21 protein-coding genes and 1 tRNA gene are annotated in these 21,950 nt (G+C 42.2%); 11 read left to right on the forward strand and 11 right to left on the reverse strand.

The features are described 5' to 3' along the window. Position 1 precedes the first annotated feature (1 nt). Positions 2-1,042 carry a hypothetical protein gene (locus tag BLT41_RS08820; protein WP_092160216.1) on the reverse strand — a complete coding sequence of 347 codons (1,041 nt, stop codon included), beginning with the start codon at positions 1,040-1,042 and terminating at the stop codon, positions 2-4. Positions 1,043-1,248: 206 nt separating this feature from the next. Between BLT41_RS08820 and BLT41_RS08825 the strand changes: the two genes are divergently transcribed. The 3 genes from BLT41_RS08825 (at position 1,249) to BLT41_RS08835 (ending at position 3,107) form a co-directional block, all read left to right on the forward strand. Further along, positions 1,249-1,335: transfer RNA gene (locus BLT41_RS08825), tRNA-Leu, on the forward strand. 95 nt (positions 1,336-1,430) lie between these two features. Further along, positions 1,431-2,315: a DMT family transporter gene (locus BLT41_RS08830; protein WP_092160218.1), complete on the forward strand. Its 885-nt coding sequence runs from the start codon at positions 1,431-1,433 to the stop codon at positions 2,313-2,315. Between the two features lie 102 nt (positions 2,316-2,417). Then, the gene (locus BLT41_RS08835) at positions 2,418-3,107 is read left to right on the forward strand and encodes a hypothetical protein (RefSeq protein ID WP_092160220.1); all 690 of its coding nucleotides are present in this window, start codon (positions 2,418-2,420) and stop codon (positions 3,105-3,107) included. A 56-nt stretch (positions 3,108-3,163) separates the two neighbouring features. Here the strand turns inward: BLT41_RS08835 and BLT41_RS08840 are convergent, their stop codons facing one another. Beyond that, positions 3,164-4,042, reverse strand: a complete 879-nt coding sequence (locus tag BLT41_RS08840) for a methylenetetrahydrofolate reductase (RefSeq protein WP_092160221.1) — start codon at positions 4,040-4,042, stop codon at positions 3,164-3,166. Between the two features lie 372 nt (positions 4,043-4,414). Then, a complete protein-coding gene (locus BLT41_RS08845) occupies positions 4,415-4,987 on the reverse strand; it encodes a DUF4136 domain-containing protein (protein WP_092160223.1) in 573 nt (190 codons plus the stop codon). A 211-nt stretch (positions 4,988-5,198) separates the two neighbouring features. On the opposite strand from BLT41_RS08845, the gene BLT41_RS08850 reads away from it, so the two are divergent. The 3 genes from BLT41_RS08850 (at position 5,199) to BLT41_RS17650 (ending at position 8,829) form a co-directional block, all read left to right on the forward strand. Next, on the forward strand, positions 5,199-5,555 hold the full coding sequence (locus BLT41_RS08850) for a pilus assembly protein PilZ (protein ID WP_092160225.1): 357 nt from the start codon (positions 5,199-5,201) through the stop codon (positions 5,553-5,555). A gap of 87 nt (positions 5,556-5,642) precedes the next feature. Next, on the forward strand, positions 5,643-6,638 hold the full coding sequence (locus BLT41_RS08855) for a glycosyltransferase family protein (protein ID WP_244512233.1): 996 nt from the start codon (positions 5,643-5,645) through the stop codon (positions 6,636-6,638). A 328-nt stretch (positions 6,639-6,966) separates the two neighbouring features. Then, positions 6,967-8,829 carry a methyl-accepting chemotaxis protein gene (locus tag BLT41_RS17650; protein WP_092160226.1) on the forward strand — a complete coding sequence of 621 codons (1,863 nt, stop codon included), beginning with the start codon at positions 6,967-6,969 and terminating at the stop codon, positions 8,827-8,829. 119 nt (positions 8,830-8,948) lie between these two features. Here BLT41_RS17650 and BLT41_RS08865 read toward each other — a convergent pair whose 3' ends face one another. The 6 genes from BLT41_RS08865 to BLT41_RS17445 form a co-directional block, all read right to left on the reverse strand. Beyond that, positions 8,949-10,685 (reverse strand): phosphoenolpyruvate carboxykinase (ATP), encoded by a 1,737-nt coding sequence (locus BLT41_RS08865; protein ID WP_092160228.1) that lies wholly within the window; start codon positions 10,683-10,685, stop codon positions 8,949-8,951. 359 nt (positions 10,686-11,044) lie between these two features. Then, positions 11,045-12,172: a sodium ion-translocating decarboxylase subunit beta gene (locus tag BLT41_RS08870; protein WP_092160230.1), complete on the reverse strand. Its 1,128-nt coding sequence runs from the start codon at positions 12,170-12,172 to the stop codon at positions 11,045-11,047. Positions 12,173-12,181: 9 nt separating this feature from the next. Further along, entirely contained in the window at positions 12,182-12,442 is a 261-nt protein-coding gene (locus BLT41_RS08875) for an OadG family protein (RefSeq protein WP_092160232.1), read from the reverse strand. A 33-nt stretch (positions 12,443-12,475) separates the two neighbouring features. Beyond that, complete coding sequence (locus BLT41_RS08880; RefSeq protein WP_092160234.1) at positions 12,476-14,308, reverse strand: biotin/lipoyl-containing protein; 1,833 nt, start codon at positions 14,306-14,308, stop codon at positions 12,476-12,478. Positions 14,309-15,068: 760 nt separating this feature from the next. Next, on the reverse strand, positions 15,069-15,254 hold the full coding sequence (locus tag BLT41_RS08885; RefSeq protein WP_092160236.1) for a FeoB-associated Cys-rich membrane protein: 186 nt from the start codon (positions 15,252-15,254) through the stop codon (positions 15,069-15,071). A gap of 175 nt (positions 15,255-15,429) precedes the next feature. Further along, positions 15,430-15,603 carry a hypothetical protein gene (locus tag BLT41_RS17445; RefSeq protein ID WP_170830344.1) on the reverse strand — a complete coding sequence of 58 codons (174 nt, stop codon included), beginning with the start codon at positions 15,601-15,603 and terminating at the stop codon, positions 15,430-15,432. A 289-nt stretch (positions 15,604-15,892) separates the two neighbouring features. On the opposite strand from BLT41_RS17445, the gene cbiM reads away from it, so the two are divergent. Beyond that, on the forward strand, positions 15,893-16,504 hold the full coding sequence (gene cbiM / locus BLT41_RS08890; protein ID WP_092160238.1) for a cobalt transporter CbiM: 612 nt from the start codon (positions 15,893-15,895) through the stop codon (positions 16,502-16,504). Between the two features lie 92 nt (positions 16,505-16,596). Here cbiM and BLT41_RS08895 read toward each other — a convergent pair whose 3' ends face one another. Together BLT41_RS08895 and BLT41_RS08900 are read right to left on the reverse strand one after the other, a co-directional pair. Next, on the reverse strand, positions 16,597-17,967 hold the full coding sequence (locus BLT41_RS08895; RefSeq protein WP_092160240.1) for an MATE family efflux transporter: 1,371 nt from the start codon (positions 17,965-17,967) through the stop codon (positions 16,597-16,599). A gap of 210 nt (positions 17,968-18,177) precedes the next feature. Then, positions 18,178-18,450: an HU family DNA-binding protein gene (locus BLT41_RS08900; RefSeq protein WP_092160242.1), complete on the reverse strand. Its 273-nt coding sequence runs from the start codon at positions 18,448-18,450 to the stop codon at positions 18,178-18,180. Between the two features lie 512 nt (positions 18,451-18,962). Between BLT41_RS08900 and BLT41_RS08905 the strand changes: the two genes are divergently transcribed. From BLT41_RS08905 to BLT41_RS08920, 4 genes are all read left to right on the forward strand, one after another. Then, on the forward strand, positions 18,963-19,235 hold the full coding sequence (locus BLT41_RS08905; protein ID WP_092160244.1) for a co-chaperone GroES: 273 nt from the start codon (positions 18,963-18,965) through the stop codon (positions 19,233-19,235). Positions 19,236-19,293: 58 nt separating this feature from the next. Then, entirely contained in the window at positions 19,294-20,880 is a 1,587-nt protein-coding gene (gene groL, locus BLT41_RS08910) for a chaperonin GroEL (protein ID WP_092160246.1), read from the forward strand. 265 nt (positions 20,881-21,145) lie between these two features. Further along, on the forward strand, positions 21,146-21,562 hold the full coding sequence (locus tag BLT41_RS08915) for a MarR family winged helix-turn-helix transcriptional regulator (RefSeq protein ID WP_092160248.1): 417 nt from the start codon (positions 21,146-21,148) through the stop codon (positions 21,560-21,562). 73 nt (positions 21,563-21,635) lie between these two features. Then, complete coding sequence (locus BLT41_RS08920; RefSeq protein ID WP_139167343.1) at positions 21,636-21,908, forward strand: YciI family protein; 273 nt, start codon at positions 21,636-21,638, stop codon at positions 21,906-21,908. The last annotated feature ends 42 nt before the right edge of the window (positions 21,909-21,950 follow it).

Raw genomic sequence — 21,950 nt, forward strand, 5'->3', positions numbered from 1 at the left:
ATTAACTCCTCCCCGACTTGCACATAAGCTTAAGCATGTAGATTATCGAGATGATTCCAATTACCAGCGATATGAGAAATAAATAAAAAGGAGAATATTGACCTGTGACTGGAATGTCTTCGACTTTAAAATAAGGAGCAAGGTACGCATCTCTCAGCAAATGCCTCATGACTACCATCACATAGACCATAATCACGGTAAGAACAGATGACAGTACCACTTTTTGCTTCATTCCGGCATATATCAGGGCTACAGTTCCCACCAGTCCTATTCCAAGCAGCGAAGTTGCAAGCATATCCTTTCCCATAAAAATCAGCATAATTTCTCTGGGAAGCACCATCAGGAACCATAATCCGACACCAATATTAACAACGGTAGCCCACACGAACCACTTGAAACCTGTTGCAACGTAATCCTGATCAGATTTCCTTTTGCCCAGAATCGCCACAAACAAACCGCCGATAGCCAGCGCGGAAACCATAAAATGCAGATAACGCGGCATCAATGCCGTATCATTAAGATTGAGCACCAACCCGTTAGGATTATCAAAGTACGCTAGCCAGTGATCAGGTCTGAGCATAAGCGTCATATTATTAGAAAGCATGAACCCTACATATAAAAGTATGCACAGCACCATGAAGATTAACCCCTTGCGCCCGCCGTCTTTCATACTTTCGTAGCGGTAGTAATGCCAATAGAGGCCATAATAACCGACAAGCAGAGCAACAACTGCCACAAGCCAGTATACCGCCATCAACACCGATGAAGTGTAATTAAACTGAGCGTAAATCGCTTTTACAAACAGAAGCGGCGGCACTCCGGCATTAATGACTAAAGCAAGTATAGTCGGCAGTTTACCGGAAAGGTCGCGCGAAATTTTGCTTCCACCACTCAAGCTATGGCAAGCAACAAGAACTGTTCCGCCAAGTGCAATATTCATGAGTAAAAGGTGTATCGCAAAAGTAGTTACCAAAAGAGTTTCCAGCCAGATAGGCGCAACTGCGAGAGTATTTATCGCCGGAATAAGTGAAGATGGGATCATGTATATTCCCCCTGAATATTTTCCTGATTTATAAAGGTATAACAAGACTATTAGCTACAAACAATTAGAATTTTAATTGAGTTCACAATGACACATACTTTCCAAGTTTTACACTGGGCAATATATTTTCTATTCGTGCGAAATGATTACCTCTAAAAAACGCTTGCCAAAGAGTTCTTTAATCAATATATACAGTGCTTCTGAGTGCCGAAGTGGTGGAATTGGTAGACACGCTAGGTTCAGGGTCTAGTGGGGGTTACTCCGTGGAAGTTCGAGTCTTCTCTTCGGCACCACTCAAAAAATTAAGGGTTGTAGCAGCTAGCTACAACCCTTTTTTATTTTCAAAACCCACCATGATCATCAGCCATAATTTTAATATAGGTAGTCAATGACAAGCAATTCTAAGCATCTTCCCATTATAGCATTTGTACTGCTCGGCGTAATATGGGGGAGTAATTTCATATGCATGAAGCTTGCTTCCGAACTAATCAGTCCCGCTCAAATTGTATTATTCAGGACTATTTTCGGCTTTTTCCCAGTTCTAATTTATGCTCTTGTCAAAAAATCACTATGTTTAGATCACCTAAAACACTCTGCCCATTTTTTGGTGATGGCCTTACTTGCAACCTCCCTAAACTATTATTGTTTTGTCAAAGGAACATCATTATTACTTACCGGCGTAGCTGGCGCACTTAGTGGTTCTATTCCCCTTTTCACATTCATACTTGCTATTCTTTTCATTCCAGAAGAAAAGCCTTCTCTTATGAAAATTGTCGGCATCGCCATAGGTTTTATAGGTGTTGTCATCATCGCCCGCCCTTCCGGCGACAGTTTGCTTTCTTCGAATTTTGAGGGAGTATTCTACATGGTCGCAGGCTCATTAAGTGTCGGATCTTCATTCGTTTACGCAAGAAAATTCATAACACCTCTGAACATTCCTGCATCAGCCATTACAACTTATCAACTTGGCTTCGCTATGATCCTGCTGTCACTTACAACCAGCTATGACGGAATGTCAGCCATATGGACCAGCTACAATGCGTCAATTGGATTAATAGTAGGACTGGGCCTTCTCGGCACAGGCTTAGCTTACATAATTTACTATTACATCGCTTCAAAGATGGGGGCTGTCACCGCATCTTCTGTTAGCTACATTCCTCCCCTTGTCGCTCTTGTGATTGGATCAGCTATCGTCGGAGAACCAATTGAATTAGTGGATTACTTCGCAACGGCATTAATTTTTGCTGGTGTATATATGCTTAGACGAAAATAAAATCATGAAGATAAGTTTTCTATCGTGCAGGTATGAAAAAACATGGCAAAAATTCTCTCTTTTAAGTATGGTAATAATCTACAAAAAAAAGGAGCGTTTATTATGAGAACTTATTTTTCTGCATCAAAAACTTTATTTATATCTTTCATAGCCTTATCTTTCTTACTTGTTCAGATCTCAACAGCAAAGGCCTTCAGTATGAATGACCTTTCATCCACAGCTGAAACCGCTAAGACGGCGACTGATTCAGCCCAAACCGCTACCGATGGTGCAACCCTGCTAAATCGCGCTAAAAATGTATATTCAGGATTTTCAGACTCGACTGAAAGTCTCATAAGCGCGCAGACCGCAACCATGAGTCTCATCAATCCAACTCAGCACGCAGGAGCTGTTGAACAGATAAGCTCCTTTGACTCTGCAACCGGACTCACGAAACTGATGGAAATGAACTCATATTCTCAAAGTCTTAAATCAGAAATGGGCGGTATGGACCTGACCGGCAGACTGAAACAGCTTCTTAACAACCCCGCAAGTCTTGATAAAGCAAAGTCTATCTACACAGACGCTTCCGGAGCTTACAGTTCCGGCAAACAATCTGTAGCCGAAGCAAAAACTCTTTATACAGAGATCAAACAGTTCATGGCAGCTCCGTCTTCAAAAAGTTTAAGCAGCTCAATGCTTTCCAGTCTTGGAGACTATTCTGATAAAATTCTGCCTTTCATAATTGAAAACGGCCCTGAACAGGTTAAAACAGCCGCAAATCTTGCAAATGTATTTAAAGGTTTTCTCTAGACAAAAAACGTCCCCGTTTACCGTAAGACTCGGTAGGCGGGGACATAATGTATAATTTAAATAAAATAGCCATCAGATTTTAAACTTCCGATCAAACGCTCACACATCGAAGCTCGATTAAGTGTATAAATGTGAACACCGGGAGCGCCGCCGTCGAGAAGACCTGCTATTTGTTGCTGCGCAAAATTAAATCCGAACTCCATTACAGCCTTGTCACCGCCGGCCTCAAAAGCTTTTTCAACCCCGCAATATAAATCTCCCGGAATAGATGCCCCGCAAAGCCCCATAATTCTCCGCAATGACCCTAATGATTGAATAGGTAAAACTCCGGGTATTACCGGTTGCTCAAACCCCGAAATTTCAAGTCTACTGACATAATCAAAGTATTGGCGATTATCAAAAAACAGTTGAGTAATAGTAAAATCCGATCCTCTGGAAAGTTTATCACAATGATATCTTATATCCTGCGCAATAGTTGACGCATCAGGATGCCCGCCCGGATATCCGGCAACAGCTATTCCCACATCTGAAAATTTATCATCAACATATTCAACGAGATCTGCGGCATGAAAAAATCGGCTTTCATTATTCACATCATCTTTTCGCCCATCACCGCCTAGTGCCAGAATATCTGAAACTCCCGCATCATTTAGTCTGCCTACAAAGTCATCAATTGACGTTTCGCTTGCTCCCACACAGGTCAAATGAGCAAGAATATCGACCCCCATTTCTTTTTTAATGACTCCGCAAACATCAAGGGAATTATCATGGCTTGATCCCCCTGCTCCATAAGTGACCGATGCAAAAAGAGGTTTTAAATTAGCCAGTCTTTCCGCTTTTTCAGTAAAGTTACCCCATGCCTGTTTTTCTTTGGGAGGAAAAAATTCAAAAGAAAAAAACTGGTTGGACTCTTTTATGCTGCTTGCCACATTCATTGTATTATCTCCTATAATTAAAGCCTCTCCGGATCAAAAAATATAGATCCAACCCGGGGAGACATTGCTTTACTAAATTTTCCGACGCACCCTTTTAGCAGCCTGAACCATATTAACAAGAGAAGGCTCAACTTCTTCCCATCTGCGGCGAAATTTCACCGCCTTCCGTTCCCCTCAGAACATACATTCCTAATTCGCTATATAAACATATTGTTATATAGAAACAAAAAAGTGCCCATACTTTTCGATTAAGTCAAGCTTGATTTTAAATTTGTTGATGAAATTCATAACAACATATCAAAAACAGCGCATAAAAAAGCCCTCGAAAGTATTGCTTCGAGGGCTATATAACCAATAATGAAAACTTAAATTCTATTCACATGTGCCGAAGCGAAGCTTCTCACGAAAAGATCCGTTTGCCGCAGGAAACTTCAGCAAAGCCCCTTTAACAAGACACTTACCGAAGACATCAACACCTTCCTGCCCCTGACTGGATGCGCTACCGCGCCAGAGAAAAGTTTTCAGACCTTCATTTTCAGGAGTAACCATATATAATCGCACAATATTATCATTTCTATCGGCGTCACTTGCCTTAACAACACCGATATCAGTGTATGAATTGCTTAGGTAATCGTAGTTATATGAGTCACGTTTATATGTAACTCCTCTCTCCATCACAGCTTTGGAACTAAAATTAACAATCACAAGAAATTCAGGAGAATTCACGTCATAAACAAATCCCTTTGCTTCTAACTCGACTCGTGCAGCTTTTAGCAAGACAGCTTCAAGATCACTCTTGGAATCATTGGACTTTTTATACGCAAACGTGTGGACTGTACTCATATCAAAGCCCGGTTCAGGCTTATTCACCACATTCATGTCGACATAGACACAACCTGAAAGCATCAACCCAATCAAAATAAAAACCGCCAATAACTTCTGCACCCCGGACTCCTAGAGAAAAATAAAAATTAAGCAACCTTGCAATCTCGGCTTAGCTGCATTATAAACACACGCAATGTTAACTTTATTATGACTACTTACCTGCTTTATCTTCTTTAGCCAAGGATTGAAAGAGCTTTACCATGTGAAATTAAAAAATAATACACTTCAAAGATTAATAACAATAGATTTGGGCTCAGGGAGGAGAATCAAAATGAATAATTTTCAAGAAAGACGCGACTCAACTCGAATAGACCTTAATAATATTGATGGTTTTTTCAGGCAATGTGATATTGCAACATCATCATGCAACTCTGATCTGGACATCACCATTTTAAACATTTCACCATGCGGCATGAAGCTCAAACTTAATTCAAAAGAAGACCTCACCAAGCTGGACTTGAATGCTGAAGTTTTTATCCGCGGGTGCATATTTAATGACCGCATAGGATTCCTGAGCAGTCAAAAGGCTGTCGCGGTTTGGAAAGAAGAATCTCTTGTAGGACTGCGTTTTACGCCTGAGTTAGATTTTGACGAGCCGGCCCTTCGCAAAATGATGAAAAACAACTAGTCCCTTTGCAGTCCTCTCAATTATCAAATTAAAAAAAACGAAAGTACCTGCTTTATCATACTCCCATAAATTGATACGTTTCCACTTGTGAACAAAGAAAACACCAAAATAATCGCGTGGATCGGCAACACATTTTTCCGCACGGGAATGGATCAGCTAGGTTATAAAACAATCCACATCCCAATCCGCGGACAGCAGGTCTTTACATGGAAAGACATTGTCGAAAAATCTGGATGCATCCCAGACATGGTGGTTTACGCAGACCGAAGCATAGCTCCGCCTTTAGCCGGAGTTGAATCTTTCCCATGCCTGACAATATTCTACTGCATCGATACCCATATTCACAGCTGGTACCCACTTTACGCACAAGGGTTTGATATCTGCCTTGTCAGCTTGAAAGATCATCTGAATAGATTCACACCCCGCCTGCCCGACTCCCGTCTTTTATGGTTTCCCCCGGTTGTGATGAATAATGACGTTCCGCTCACAATGGAGAAAGAATGGGATTTGCTCTTTGTGGGTAAAGTAGATCCGGACTTGACTCCTGAACGCATGAAATTTCTGGATGAAGTGGCAAAGCTTGTTCCTGGACTTCACATTACACAGGGCGAATATCGCAAACTTTTCCCCAAAGCCAGAGTGGTGCTGAATATTGCCGAGCGTGGCGATCTCAATTTCAGAGTATTTGAAGCACTGGCGTGTGGCTCCTGCCTGCTTACCCCTTATATTGAACATGGTCTAAACGATATATTTACCGACGGGGTTCACCTTACTACATATGAAGCGGGCAATGCGGCAGATCTTGTAAATAAACTTGAGCAATTATTGGCAAATAAAGAATTGCGTGAGAAAATAGCCAGACAAGGAAATGAACTTATTGAATCCTCCCACCGCATTATTCACAGAGCTGAAACCCTTCAAGCTGTAATCTCAGGCATGGATGTAAATAAAGCAGTGTCCACTCGATTAGCGGCAAATCCCATAATTAGAAAAAATTTCATGAAAAGTATTTACCTGCACTGGGCTGAAGCCATTTCCGATCCACTCCTTAAACAAGTATACCTGCAAGCAGCTAAAAACTAACACCTCCTTTACTTCACTCTCCTGAATTTATTACAATTTAAATATTACAAATATTTATTTATTTTGACTGTGCTTAAATCAGCAATCACTCACTAATCTATTTATGAAATAGCAATAATATAAATAACTAAAGAATTATTTTTGACCTGCGACAATTATAAGATATATGTTACAGGTCAATAGAATTTAAGTAACAGTAGAGCGTGCCCAAGTTAAAAGGATTGGTGTAATTTGCAATATCCCTTACAGTGGACAAACTCGTTTCAACAGTGATCATACAAGTTAATAAGCCTTCACTAACCCTCCCAACTGATAAGGAAGTAAGAGTATGAGACTTAACTTAAAAGCAAAATTTATTTTTACCATTATCCCGATGGTAGCTCTGACAATCGGGATATTATCGTGGGTGGCTTACTCCTCCGGGGCAGGAAGTCTTGAAAAAGAACTCACCGCAGCTATGATGAACACACGCGATAAAGCGGCATCAACTCTAGATTTCTGGTACAATGACAGGATTAGAGATGGTAAAATTTTAAAGACACTCCCTGAAATTGATGATGCTTTAACTACAGAAAACTTCGAAGATGTAACCACATCTCTACATCATTACTTAAAAGAGTCCCCTTTCTACGAAAACGTATTCCTTATGACTCCTGACGGAACAATTAAAGCTGATGGAGGGCAAAGTACATCCGTAGGCTCCAATATAAAATCAATCAATGATGGTCGCGTGAACATTGAAAAGGCCGAACAAAATCAAATTTTCATGGGAGATGCGTATGAAGGCGAGAACAAAAGCCCAATATGCCTGCTGACCTTCCCCGTTATGAAGTCAGGTAAATTGATCGGAATTATCGGTATGACTCTCAAAATTTCAGTTTACAACAATCAATATCTGAAAGGGGCCAGAATAGGAGAACAGGGTTACCTGTTTTTAACAAACTCCGACGGCCTTATAATAGGCCATCCAAATAACAAAATACTTATGAAATCCAGCATAAAAGATTTTAGCTGGGGTAAAGAGATACTAGCGAATACAACGGGTTCAATTGACTATTCTTATGAAGGAATTGAAAAACGTATGAGTTGGCAGAAAGATTCTAAAACCGGCTGGTATATAATCGCAACTGTGACTCATAATGACATTTTTCAGGCCAGCACAACCATGGCATGGACTCTATTATGGCTCGGACTTGGTTCGATATTAGTCTTATCCATAATCATCATATTAGTAACTGACAGAATCATTATATACCCGCTTTCAAATTTGCTTGCACTCTTCAAAAAAATTGCCGGAGGGGATCTTTCCATCAGTGCTGAAGTTAAAGGGCAGGATGAAATAGCTGAACTTTCATCGGCTACTAATGACATGGTTAAACGAATTTCAGATGTTGTTCGTGAAGTTCAGATGGCCTCGTCATACGTGGAATCCGGCAGTAATGAATTAAGCTCTACTTCACAAATCATGTCTCAAGATGCATCGGAACAAGCTTCTTCTATGGAAGAAATATCTGCATCCATGGAAGAAATGGTATCCGGTATTGCTCATAACGCAGAGAATGCAAAAAAGACCGACGAGATGTCTCGTAAAGCCGCATTGGAAGCGGAAAAAAGTGGCGAGGCTGTCATCCAGACTGTTGAGGCAATGCATAAAATAGCCACACGAATTTCCGTTGTAGAAGAAATTGCACGACAAACGAACCTGTTAGCTTTGAATGCGGCTATTGAAGCAGCGCGAGCCGGAGAGCATGGCAAAGGGTTTGCAGTCGTTGCTGCGGAAGTTCGCAAATTAGCTGAAAGAAGCGGTCAGGCTGCTGGAGAAATAAGTGAGCTATCCACTTCCAGTGTTGAAATAGCTGAAACTGCGGGTAACATGCTTAAAGCAATTGTACCGGACATTCAGAAAACAGCAGAACTGGTTCAAGAAATTACGGCTTCAAGCGCTGAACAGAATTCAGGAGCTGAACAAATCAATAGCGCCCTTCAGCAATTCGATGTCGCTGTCCAAAATAGCGCATCTACATCAGAGGAAGTAAGCGCATCCTCAGAAGAACTACTGATACAGGCTGAAAGTTTAACAAACGCAGTCGGATTTTTTCGGCTGTCAGGAAACACAGGATCGGTTTCACCAACCCTTTCTCTCGAGTTAAAAACTGAAAAGAATTCGGATTCAGATTTCCAGCGCTTCTAACCTTTTTACCAAGCTTCAAATCTTCGACCTGACCAAACAAAAAAAGCCCCGATGAAGAATTCTTCATCGGGGCTTTACTATTAACTATTCCGGCAAGCACTTCAAAACTAGACTTACGATTACTCTTTGATTCTGAGAACCTTGGTAAGTTTTGCAAGAATTTCAGGCTTACAGTTAAGATCAGCAGTCTGCTCAAGGAAGTGTCTGCGCTGAGCAAATCTATCTTTGAGAGTCTGAATATAATCATCATGATTTTCAGCATTCTTAGGATTATATGTGTCATAAAATCCGGGAAGAATTCTTTCCATACAATTACGCTTAGGCAGCTGTGCACCGGGCAGAAGATCCCAATCTTCCCATTCCAGTTTATCCAGAAGGATTGAAGACTGCAAAGTAAGTGATGTCTGTAATGGAATCGCATGAAGATCGGAATCGGAAGAGTTCCAGAACCCTATTGAGTTGAAACTGTATCCAGTTGCACCGCATTCAAAAACACCTGCAAAAGCTTCAACATCTTTCCAAAGCTCATAGACCCTGAACGGGTTGGCATAAGGAACAAAAACCAGCTTTTTCAATTCTTCTTCGGAAACGTTTTCAGCAAGATTACGCTTTGTCATAAGGGCTGCGCCCATTGCAACTGCGAGATATGTATCTGTGAAACGAATAACCGGAGGCAGACATGTGTCCTTCATAAGCCAGCACAAAACTTCAGGGAATTTACAACGATTGACGTATTCACCCAGAACATCACGATCAATCAAAGCCCGCCCGTTCGGATTACGGAGATCCTGCCCGACAGGCAGAACTTTTCCGTCAACTTCAAGAGTTGCATGGTTCATTACTGAAACCATATATTCCCAGTCGGGATGTCCAACCGGCCTTGAATCTGTCTTATCAAACAAAGTAGGTTCCCATGCCCGGCAGACACGGTTAGCCGTATCAATCTGAAAAGCATCATCGTGCAAAACTTTCTTGGAAAATCCTTCAGGAAGAGTGCCGCCGTTATCATGAGAATTTGTATGAGAAGACTTTCCTGTTCCGGAAAGTCCGAAGAAAGCTATGGAGCGCTGTCCGATTTTCTTTGCATTTTCATCAGCACAGCCGGAGAAATCAAGTTCCTTGATTCCGCCATGACATGCTGCCATGCCTACGCGAATGCCGGAAGTCCATGCGAGAGTCAAAGTTCCTTTTTTGCGTTCACCGAAGTAACGCATGCCGAAATTGTAGATGACATTGCATTCTTCATCGACAAGTGCGAGCTGAGGGAATCCCTGATTATGATAAAAAGGGTCTTCGTTGCGCCAAAGATTATCACCGATAATGATGATATCCTGAATGGGCAGTTTCGCGCTTTTTTCATACTCTGCTGCCAACTCTTCATAAGGAGTAAAGTTGACGAGCCAATTAAAAATATTTGCAGCATCATCTTCGCCGCCGACGATGGTAGCTCTGATCATAAGATCTTTATCAAGACCGATAATAGCTTCAGCCTTGATCAAAGGACGCTGCTGCATGTCAGAGATAGCTTCTCTAAGGTCGCCAAGCACTTTACGCTGGTCCGGTCCATTCAGATTATTATAAAATCTGCGGGCCTGACCTGTACGACCTACGATCTTACCATGACAGTTGTTTAAAACAGTGGCGCCTTCCGGCAGACCTAACCGTTTTGCAGCCTTAGGATAGATCTTCTGATCAGTATCCATGACATCCCACTGCTTCTTAGCAAGTTCGTATGCCTCGGCAGCATTTATTTTTCTTACTCTTTTATCATTAACGAGAGTTTCCGCAATAGCCCGTAAAGGCGGTATTTTAGAAAGATCGTTTTTATAGAACTCATAGGTAGACTGACTAGCCACTGTTTACTCCTCCAATGAAAATATAAGTCTGACTAAATGTTAAGAACCGCCCTAACCCTATTCCCCAGAAAAATCCACTCTACTTAACAGCCCTCTCCCGAAATATTGTGAAGAACTGAACAAACCTAACGAATGTACTTAAGAGTGGTCACCCAAATACTACAATAAAACGGTACAATTTGATTTATTACGAAAAAAAAAGCGCATTCTCATTTCGAGAGTGCGCTTTTTTTTCATTAATGAACAAAGTTTATCTTTTTCACCGGCATGGTTGTCGTCAAGCCGAGTTTATTACTTTTTAAAGCTTGCTTAAGCTTTTTCATTCTCGCTCGATTTGTGACGACTTTCATGATTTATCCCTATAACCCAAGTACCGACCAGAGAACTCCTGCCCCAACCGCAGAACCAAGTACACCAGCTACATTCGGAGCCATGGCGTGCATCAGCAGGAAGTTGTGCGGATCATCTTTACGGGCAACCATCTGCACAACACGCGCAGAGTCAGGAACAGCCGAGACACCGGCAGCTCCAACCAAAGGGTTGATCTTATCTTTAAGGAAAAGATTCATAAGCTTGGCAAAGAGTAATCCACTGGCAGTAGCTACACAGAAGGAAGCTGCACCAAGACCAAAAATCAGCAAGCTGTCAGGAGTCAGAAAAGTCTGAGCCTGTGTTGATGCTCCGACCGATACACCCAGAAGGATAGTAACAGAGTCAATGAGCGAAGTACGTGCTGTTTCAGCCAGACGTTCAGTTACGCCGGATTCCTTTAAAAGGTTACCGAAGAAAAGCATCCCTACCAGAGCAATTGAACCAGGTGCGATTAACGCAGTGATAATAAATGCTCCGACGGGAAAAAGAATTTTCTCGCGTGTAGTAACCTGTCTTGGAGAAGACATGCGGATCAAACGTTCTTTTTTAGTTGTAAGCAGCTTCATAATCGGAGGCTGAATAACGGGAACAAGTGCCATGTACGAATAAGCCGCAATGGCAATAGCTCCCAGCAGATGCGGCGCCAACTTGGACGCAAGGAATATCGCAGTAGGACCGTCAGCCCCGCCGATAATTCCGATAGCACCGGCTTCAGCCGGACTGAAGCCTAGGTATAGCGCTCCGACAAGGGTAATGAATATACCCATCTGAGCCGCCGCCCCTAGAAGGATTAACTTTGGGTTGGAGAGCATGCACGAAAAGTCGGTCATAGCTCCGATTCCAAGAAATATCAGCGGAGGAAAAACACCTTTGCTGACCCCGAAGTATAGATAAGAGAGCACACTCCCTTCGTCATAAACGCTGAGAGGCATACCCGCGATAGACGGGATATTACCTATAATTGCTCCGAACCCGATAGGAAGGAGCAAAAGCGGCTCATAGTCCTTTATAATTGCAAGGGCGATAAAAACAATTCCGATGACAATCATTATAAAATTGCCCGGAGTCATTTCCGCAAAGCCCGTTGTACTTAAAAAATGAAAAAGTATATCCATGACGTCCGTCTAACTCTTGTTTTTATGCAGATATGCAACTGCAGCTGCGACTATTTCAGCTTCAACCGGTCCCGAAGGAGCTGGCTCCATCCCGCAGTGATGAGCTGCAGGCGGGATAATCTTATTGAAGAATCCAGCTAACCTTGGAAGCATAGCGATATAAAGGCTCACCAGCATCAAAGCTACGAACACAATACCCATACCAGTTATGGAAATAGCTAATCCGTTACCATTGACCACGTGCTGCCAACTGAACACCATTTCTTGCATTGGGATCTCCTTTTGCTTTTAATAAGTGTCCGGCTAGATAGTCATCTGAGCTAAAGGCTGTCCCTGCTGAACTTGATCACCGGCGGTAACCGCGAAAGAGACCAATGTTCCGGGCCTGTGAGCCTTAACTTCCATTTCCATCTTCATAGCTTCCATAATCAGCAAAGTCTGACCTTCCTGAACCACAGTTCCCGGATTAACTGCCAGACGGACAATAAGTCCGGGCATGGGGGCTGCAATGGGTTCAGTTACGCCGCCGGCTGGAGCGCCGGAAGCTGCCGCGGCAGAAGTTCCATCTCCGGAACCGATACTGAAAGATTTGCCATTCAGAGTTGCTGTGTCACCGTCGACAGTAACAGTATAGGACAAGCCGTTAACTGAAACATCCACAGTTCCTGAACCGGATCCACTTGCAGAAGCAGTTTTTCCGGTAAGCTTAGCAACCTGTTCAGCTTCAACGTCTTTCTTATAACGGACTCCTACGCGGGCATCACCTTTAAGATAGGTGATTCCTTTGTCCTTACAAGTTGCAACGATGAAAACATTTTCGTCAGTAACAGGAAGACCTTCTTCTTCAAGACGCTTGCGAGCAGGAGCAAGCCCTTTCTCTGGATCAGCATCGTTGAGTTCAATAGGGCTTTTAGTGGTAGGCTCAAGTCCCATCTGTTCGGATGCACGTTTAACAATTTCAGCATCCGGAGCAACCGGTGTTTTACCGAAGTATCCCAGAACCATTTTGCCGTAACCGTCAGCAAACTTTTCCCATGGACCGAACATGACGTTATTGAACGCCTGCTGGAAGTAGAACTGGGAAACAGGAGTAACGGAAGTACCGAATCCACCTTTGCGGACAACTTCACTCATGGCACGGATGATCTCAGGGTAGCGATCCATCAGACCGTTATCTCTGAGCATCTGAGTATTCGCAGTCAGCGCGCCACCGGGCATCGGGCTGAAAGGAATCATAGGGTCGACCTGAGTTGCTTCGGGCGGCAGGAAGTAATCCTTCATGCAGTCACGGAAGACATCTTCAGCAACAATAATTTTATCTATATCTATATCGAGGGTATAATCTGTTCCGCGCAGGATATGCCACATGGTGACGATATCAGTCTGACAGGTTCCGCCGGATGCTGGAGCCATTGACAAATCAATCGCATCAGCTCCTGCGTCAATGGCGGATTTATAACAGAGTCCGCCGATTCCAGCTGTTTCATGAGTATGAAAATTGAGCATTACATCTGCGGGAAGCATCTTGCGAGCGCGCTTGATGGTCTCAAAAACTTTAGCAGGAGTAGACGTTCCGGAAGCATCTTTGAAACAGACTGAATCAAAAGGAATATCTGCATCCAAAATCTGACGGAGAGTACTTTCGTAGAATGCGGCGTCATGGGCGCCCGAACATCCGGGAGGCAGCTCCATCATTGTAACGACAACCTGATGTTTCAGACCGGCATTTGCAATGCACTGCCCGCTATAGATCAGGTTGTTAACGTCATTGAGAGCGTCAAAATTTCGGATGGTGGTAATACCATGTTTGGCAAAAAGATCAGCATGAGCCTTGATAACATCACTGGATTGAGATTCAAGACCTACAACGTTAACTCCGCGAGCCAAAGTTTGTAAATCTGCGTCAGGTCCGGCAGTAGCCCTGAATCTGTCCATCATATCAAATGCATCTTCATTGGAATAAAAATAAAGAGCCTGGAACCGTGCTCCTCCGCCTGCTTCAAACCAGTTTATACCTGCGTCTCTTGCAGCTTCAACTGCAGGCAGGAAATCATCGGTTTTGACTCGGGCACCGTAAACGGACTGAAAACCGTCACGGAAGGCAGTACACATGAACCTAATTTTCTTCTTGGCCACTTCCCCTCCCTTGGTATGTGAATGAGTGATTCACCGCAGACTCGACAGCCTACGTTTAAACATTCTTGTTAAACATATATTTCTAAAGGAAACCAGTTATTTATGAGAACATATTCGCCATGTAGGAATATCACATGACATTATGACAAGCTGAAAGTGAACATCAAGTAGCATAATTCAATTACAAATTCAGCAAGAAACCGCAGCATAAAAAAAATTAGTGCCAGTTTTGGACAGCAAACTGAAAAGAAAACTTCTATAACAAACAAAAAAAAATAATGAAAAAAGGATTTAGATAATTAACTATCTGATTTTATAGAAAAAAGTTTTGTTATAAAAAAATTATGTCATTATAATGCAGAATAATCATAAATTACGCGTTTCGCAATCAAAAGCTAAATTTACACTGACATCGTAAGATTAAGCACAGGATTACCAATCAATAAAGAAGAAATTTACGCAAGAAAAGTTGCTTTTTTACAATTTTGTCTCTTAAATTATGCATGACTACGCATTGATTAATTTAAATCAGTTTTAATCTGCAAAAAGACGTATTGAGCTCCTTAATATCCATTATGCTCAAAATTATTTTTTAAAGCTTAATTCCGTTACGACACAAAACCTTACACTAATAGTTCATTTAAAGGAAAAGCCACCCTAAACTGGATGGCTTTTCCTTTAAATGCGAGTGAACAATCAAAATTGTAATTTTCAAAAAAATATAAAATAGGCAACAAGTCATTAACCTGTTGCTCCGTATTTACTTCTTCTTTCTAAGATCTCCAATCTGAGATTCATCAGGACCGGAACAATCTCCCTTAGAAGTTTTATTTGCACCGCCACAATCACACCCGCAACCGCATCCCGACCCCCCTTTCCTGAACCATTTAATTCCCAAGTACAAAGCCGCTACTGCTATAATTACAAACACTAATATATCCTGCACAATATCTCCCGCTGATATAGAAACTCATTTTCATTTACCTTATAAATAATATTTATACAGCTTAAGTCAATCCTAATCGATAATTAAAAATTTTCTACTTCAAAATAACCATATAAAAAAATCCTCACTCAACCGAACAGGCTGAGGAGGATTTTTTTGCATACACTTCAATCACTCATGCGAGAAAATTTTGCAGCATACCAATGATTTTGTGAGCCGGTTCAGGAAATCTTTCCACAAGAGTTCGAAAAGTTATATAGCTTGCGAACAAGAACGCCGCAAATCCGCCATATACAACAACATCAAACAGAACAGGAATGACTTTTTCAGACAATCGCATTTTGTGCATATTTTTCCTCCTCCACCTAGCGTTGCAACAAATACACCAATATCTAAATATTTTCTAAAAACTGCATCCAGCAGATAAAATTAGGAAAAATCATGCTGTTAGCCAAAAACATATAAAAATATAGATCACAAAAAAGTAACAACCTTAAAATTTCAATAGCAAAGTTTATGCTGAGTTCTTGACACACACACGGTGGTGCTATATTTCTAAAAAAAGTATGCACACATGCACCTAAAAGTATAAAACAAGCCCGAACGTTCTTGCTCAATTATAAAGAGGATCGTGAGCCATGCACATATCTGAAGGAGTTCTATCCCTTCCCGTCCTTGCTGTAGGAATAACTGTGACCGCCATCGGCACAACGATAGGCCTTAAAAAGCTCGATTCGGAAAACCTCATTACAGTAGCTCTCCTTTCTTCGGTTTTCTTTGTAGCCTCGCTTATTCATATTCCTCTTGGTCCTTCAAGCGCACACCTTATTCTCAGTGGACTTATGGGGCTTATACTCGGCTGGGCAGCCTTTCCTGCTATATTTACAGGACTGCTTCTGCAAGCCATCCTTTTCCAGTACGGCGGGCTTACCGTAATCGGAGTCAACACAGCCACAATGGCTTTACCGGCTGTTCTCTGCCACTATTTGTTTCGCTCCCTGCTCAGCAAGGGCGGAAAAAGTATGAGTATCGCTGCTTTTATGTGCGGTGCTCTTTCAATCGCACTTTCTGCTATACTGACTGCTTTCGCGCTATCCTTCACCGATGACAGTTTTATCGGAGTTGCTCAGCTAATCGTATATTCACATATTCCCATAATGATTATCGAAGGCTTTATCTGCCTGTTCACTTACAGCTTTCTATATAAGGTCCGCCCGGAAATGCTGGTAGTCACTCAGGAATCAGCTTAACAAAATAGCCGCTTCAAAATTTCACAAAATAAAGGGCATAAGAGGAATTCCTCTTATGCCCTTCTTGCTTTCCAGATAAAAACAATTTCCATCTATTCGATAACTTTCATACTTTCCCACTTTCCACCCTTGAAACGGAAATAAAAAACAAAACTGAGCACGAGCACATAGGCTGTAAAAATTGCCCAGAGAAAATTCGGGCCTGCCTTAAATACTTCTACGCCCAGATAACACGGAATAACCATCAGCGTTACACAGAAAAACCCGACAGCTTTCATAACATAAACAACATCACCCGCTCCCTTAAGCGCGCCTGAGTAGACGAGCGCAAGCCCATCGAAAAAGATATAAAAGACCATAAACAGCAAGAATATTCTACCATGTTCGAGAACTTCGATAAACTGAACATCACTTATATCATGCGGACGAAACATACTTATCAATACATCTGGAATCGTGACGTAAATAAGCCCCATAAAGAGCATCCAGACACATGTAATATGAAACGCGCAGACCGTCGCCCTTTTCGCATAATCAGGGCGTCCCTGCCCGATGGCCTGACCGACTAAGGTGCTTACCCCGACGGATATCCCATACGCCGGGAAAAAAGAAATCCCGTCAATCGAAAGAGCTATATTACTAGCTGCAAGGATAGTTGTTCCCAGCCTGCCCACCATATAGACAAAAAAAGTTACTGCAAAAATATCCAGAAAAAATTGTGTACCATTTGACAGGCCATACTTGATAAACCGGATGAAAAGATCCGGTGCAAATTTGAAATTACTTATAATTCCATATTGCTTTTCATTCTTACTATTAAAGATAAGTGGACAATAAAGCCCTACAATTACGCCCCCGGCTGCAACGGTAGCGATTCCGGCCCCTTGGATGCCCATTTCCGGAAAAAACCAGAAACCATTAATAAGGGCATAATCGAGCGGAATATTAACCAAAGCACCCGCCATATTTACGAGCATAACTGTCCGAGTCAAACCGCGACCAGAATAAAAGCTTGAAAGAGCAGTATCAAGCACCGGCAAACCGGCTCCGAACATCAAAATTCTAAAATACTGAGTTTCAAGTTCAGTAACTTCCGGTGGATGACCACCCAAAACAAGCAAAGGGGTCAAAAAATGGCCTACCAGAATTAAAATAACCCAAGCGGCAAGCGAAAAATATATCCCCTGCCAGAGACTCGTTGCGACTTTATCAGGTCTTACGGCACCGGTATACTGAGCGATAAAAACGTTGATGTAGCTGGCAACGCCCATAAAAAAGGATATGAATAAAAACGCGAGAATTCCAGCTGGAAGCGCGGCGGCAATAGCTTCAACCGAATATCTTCCCAAAAAGATCCTGTCAGTGATCTGCATAAGAGTGGTTGAAGCCATACTTACAGCAAGAGGAAGGCTGATTTTTAAAACATCCCGGTAGCCGAAAGGCCTGGTCCAAAGAGAAGACATTTAACATTACTCCGTAAATAACAATTTAGTAGCAATACGCTTAGATCTTGCCGAAAGTTCACGCAACCAGAACTTTCACAAACACCCTTTAGCAAGAAATAAAGAATTTATACTGGCCAAATTTATCAAAATTAAACTTTTATCATCAGCCATAAAAAAAGCCGCTCCCGGAATCCCCGGAAGCGGCTTAACAGTCAATATTGAATAAGCTTATTTAACTGCGTCCTTAAGAAATTTTCCGGGGGCAAACTTTACTCCGCGAGAAGCAGGAATCTCAATGGCCTGGCCAGTCTGAGGGTTACGACCTGTACGTGCGGAACGTTCAACAGTTTTAAAGGTACCGAAACCAGTAAGGGTCACATTGCCTTCTTCCTTAAGTCCATCTTCAATTGCGCCGAGAACGCCATCAATCGCTGCGGAAGCATCTTTAGCACTCATGTCTAATTTTTCCCGGAACTTCTTAACAAGAACAGTCTTACTCATAATAAACTCCTTCATTTTTTTAAACCGCAACCCGAGCGGTATATCCGTACCCCAACAGGCCCACTACACCATTAAACAATAAAAAGCCATAGGGTAATATCAAATCATAACTGACTAAGCATTACTTTTATCAGAATGATATCAAATCAAGCTTTATACAAAAGCAAAACATTATTTAACCTTTTTTGGCTGGACGTGGCGGACTACAGGGAAGAACTGCTAATTGTCAAGCTGAACCGCATAATTTATATACTTTTCGGATTAAGAGACATATACAGATCACTCCTTTCAACGAAAAGCAAAATCAAATACTTTAATACCGTTTTTTTCATTATACGGTGTTGACATATTGCTCTTCTGTCTTAATTTAATTCAACTTCATACGCATGAAGCGAACTGCCTTGGATGACACAATAGGCAACTCGACTTTAAAAATCAAAGAAGAATCTGCCACAACCCCGCAGATTATTAAGTGATTATCAACCAATACTTTATTTAGTTCAGGAGGAAACATGACTCTCAAACCGTTACAGGATCGCGTACTCATTAAGCGTCTGGAAAGCGAACAGAAAACAGCCGGTGGTATTATCATCCCTGATTCCGCTCAGGAAAAACCTATGAAAGGTGTTGTTGCTGCAGCCGGTCCAGGTAAAGATAAAGCTCCTATGTCCGTAAAAGAAGGTGACGTTGTGCTCTTCGCTAAATATGCAGGCAACGAACTTTCTATTGATGGTGAAGACTTCATCATCATGCGCGAAGAAGAAATTCTCGCAGTTGTTGAATAATTTTCCGCTAGCGCCTCTATATATAAATCAAACGAATTTCTCTCAGGAGGATCTTTAAATGGCTAAAGCTATTGAATTTAATGTAACAGCACGTGAACATCTCAAAATCGGCGTTGACACTCTCGCCGACGCTGTAAAAGTAACACTCGGACCCCGTGGTCGTAATGTTGTGATCGAACAGTCCTGGGGCGCACCCGTCATTACTAAAGACGGTGTTACCGTTGCTAAGGCTATTGATCTGGAAGATAAATTCCAGAACATGGGCGCTCAGATGGTTAAGGAAGTTGCTTCCAAAACCAACGACATCGCCGGTGACGGTACAACTACCGCTACAGTTCTTGCTCAGTCCATTTTTGCTGAAGGTGTAAAGCTCGTTGCTGCCGGACGTAACCCAATGTCCATCAAACGCGGAATTGACGCCGCTGTTTCAGCTATTGTTGAAGAACTCAACAAACTTGCTAAACCAACTCGTGATAAATCTGAAATCGCTCAGGTCGGAACAATTTCCGCAAACAGCGATTCCACAATCGGCGAAATCCTTGCTGAAGCAATGGACAAAGTCGGTAAAGAAGGCGTTATCACTGTTGAAGAAGCTAAATCCATGAAGACAGAACTGGATGTAGTTGAAGGCATGCAGTTTGACCGCGGATATCTTTCTCCTTACTTCGCAACTGACACAGACAAAATGGTCTGCGAATTTGAAGATCCTATGATCCTTCTCTGCGAAAAGAAAGTTTCCAGCATGAAAGATCTTCTGCCCATTCTTGAGCAGGTTCTCAAAATGTCCCGTCCTCTGCTCATCGTTGCAGAAGATATCGACGGTGAAGCTCTTGCAACTCTCGTAGTTAACAGACTCCGCGCCAACCTTCAGGTTTGTGCTATCAAAGCTCCTGGCTTTGGTGATCGCCGTAAAGAAATGCTTCAGGACATCGCTGTTCTGACCGGTGCTCAGGTTGTATCTGAAGACGTAGGTTTGTCCCTTGACGCTATGACTATCGACGGACTTGGAACAGCTAAACGCATCAGAATCGACAAAGAAAACACCATCATCGTTGACGGTGCCGGTTCTGTTGATGATATCAAAGCTCGTGTACGCAGAATCGAAAGTCAGGCAGCTGACTCTACTTCTGACTATGACCGCGAAAAATTACAGGAACGTCTCGCCAAGCTTGTTGGCGGTGTTGCAGTAATCAAAGTCGGCGCAGCAACTGAAATCGAAATGAAAGAAAAGAAAGCTCGCGTTGAAGATGCTCTTAACGCAACTCGCGCAGCTGTTGAAGAAGGCATCGTAGCAGGTGGCGGAACCGCTCTTGTTCGTTGCGCTAAAGTTCTCGACGGCCTCAAAGCTGGTAACGATGACGAACTTGCCGGTATCGGTATCATTCGCCGTGCTGTTCAGCAGCCTCTTCGCATGATCGCTGAAAACGCTGGTTTCGAAGGTTCTATCGTTGTTGAAAAAGTTGCTGAAGGCAAAGAAGGCTTCGGCTTTAACGCAGCAACTGGCGTATACGAAGACCTTATCAAGGCCGGTGTTATCGATCCTAAAAAGGTTACCCGTATCGCTCTCCAGAATGCAGCTTCCGTTTCCAGCCTTCTGCTGACAACCGAATGCTCCATCTCCGACGCTGTTGAAGACGACGAATAGAAGTCTTTAACTTCACGGTTATAAATATTAAAGGCCCGGAAGCTCACGCTTCCGGGCCTTTTTTTTAGTCCTCATCCTGCCTGATCATCCAGTCTTTCTACAAGTATTAACCTTGAATTATTGAATTTTATCTTTCAATTATGTCATGATTGTTTCTGCTTATTAAAATGAGCTTTACCGAAAGCTAAACTTTTAGTTGACAAGGAAACTATATTTATACATTTTAATAAAAGGTTGACAAAGAAACTTTCTATGTGAGGCGATTATGTCTACTTCGAATCAAATGGTTATGGAACTGCTTAGACTTGGTACATATTTACAACGCGAAGGAGCACGAATCTCACGCGAGTTCGAGTTGACACAACAACAATTTGTAATACTGGTGGTGATAAAAAACCAAGGGCCTATTTCTCAGAAAGAAATTCTTTCAGATCTGTTATATGAAAAATCAAATGTTTCCAAATCAATAACCCGCCTTACATCACTCGGGATGGTTAAAACATCAAAAGAGAAGAAAGATTCTAGAGTAGTAATGTGCGAAGTAACCGACAAGGGACGAGATGTTGTCAAAAAATGTATGAAAACCATGAAAACATGGAATGAAAAATGGTTGGAACAAATTTCTGATACCGACTTGAAACAGATGGTGAAGACCTTAAGCTCTATTGGAGCGATGAAGTAAAGGAGGCGATATGAAGTGGTGCATTCTCATTTTTTTTGTTCTGTTTCTAGCAACACCAGCTAATGGAGGGGATATGAAAAAGGATACAACACAGACGTATGTTTATTTTTATTTCATGAAAAAGAAACCTGAAATCATCAAACAAGCCGCCCCTGACCATGCTAAATATTGGATGTCTTTGAAACTGGATGGGTACAAAGGGGGACCGTTTGCTGACAGATCAGGAGGAATGATCCTTTTTAAAGCGAAAAGTAAAGAGTCGGCAAGTATGACAGTTGCAGGTGATCCGTTCGTAATCCACGACTTGATAGGAGAATCCTGGTTAAAACCGTGGGTGGCTCATTAGCGAAAAAAGAGCCGCATCGAAATTAACCGATGCGGCTCTTCT

This window comes from Maridesulfovibrio ferrireducens, from assembly GCF_900101105.1.
Taxonomy (GTDB): domain Bacteria; phylum Desulfobacterota; class Desulfovibrionia; order Desulfovibrionales; family Desulfovibrionaceae; genus Maridesulfovibrio; species Maridesulfovibrio ferrireducens.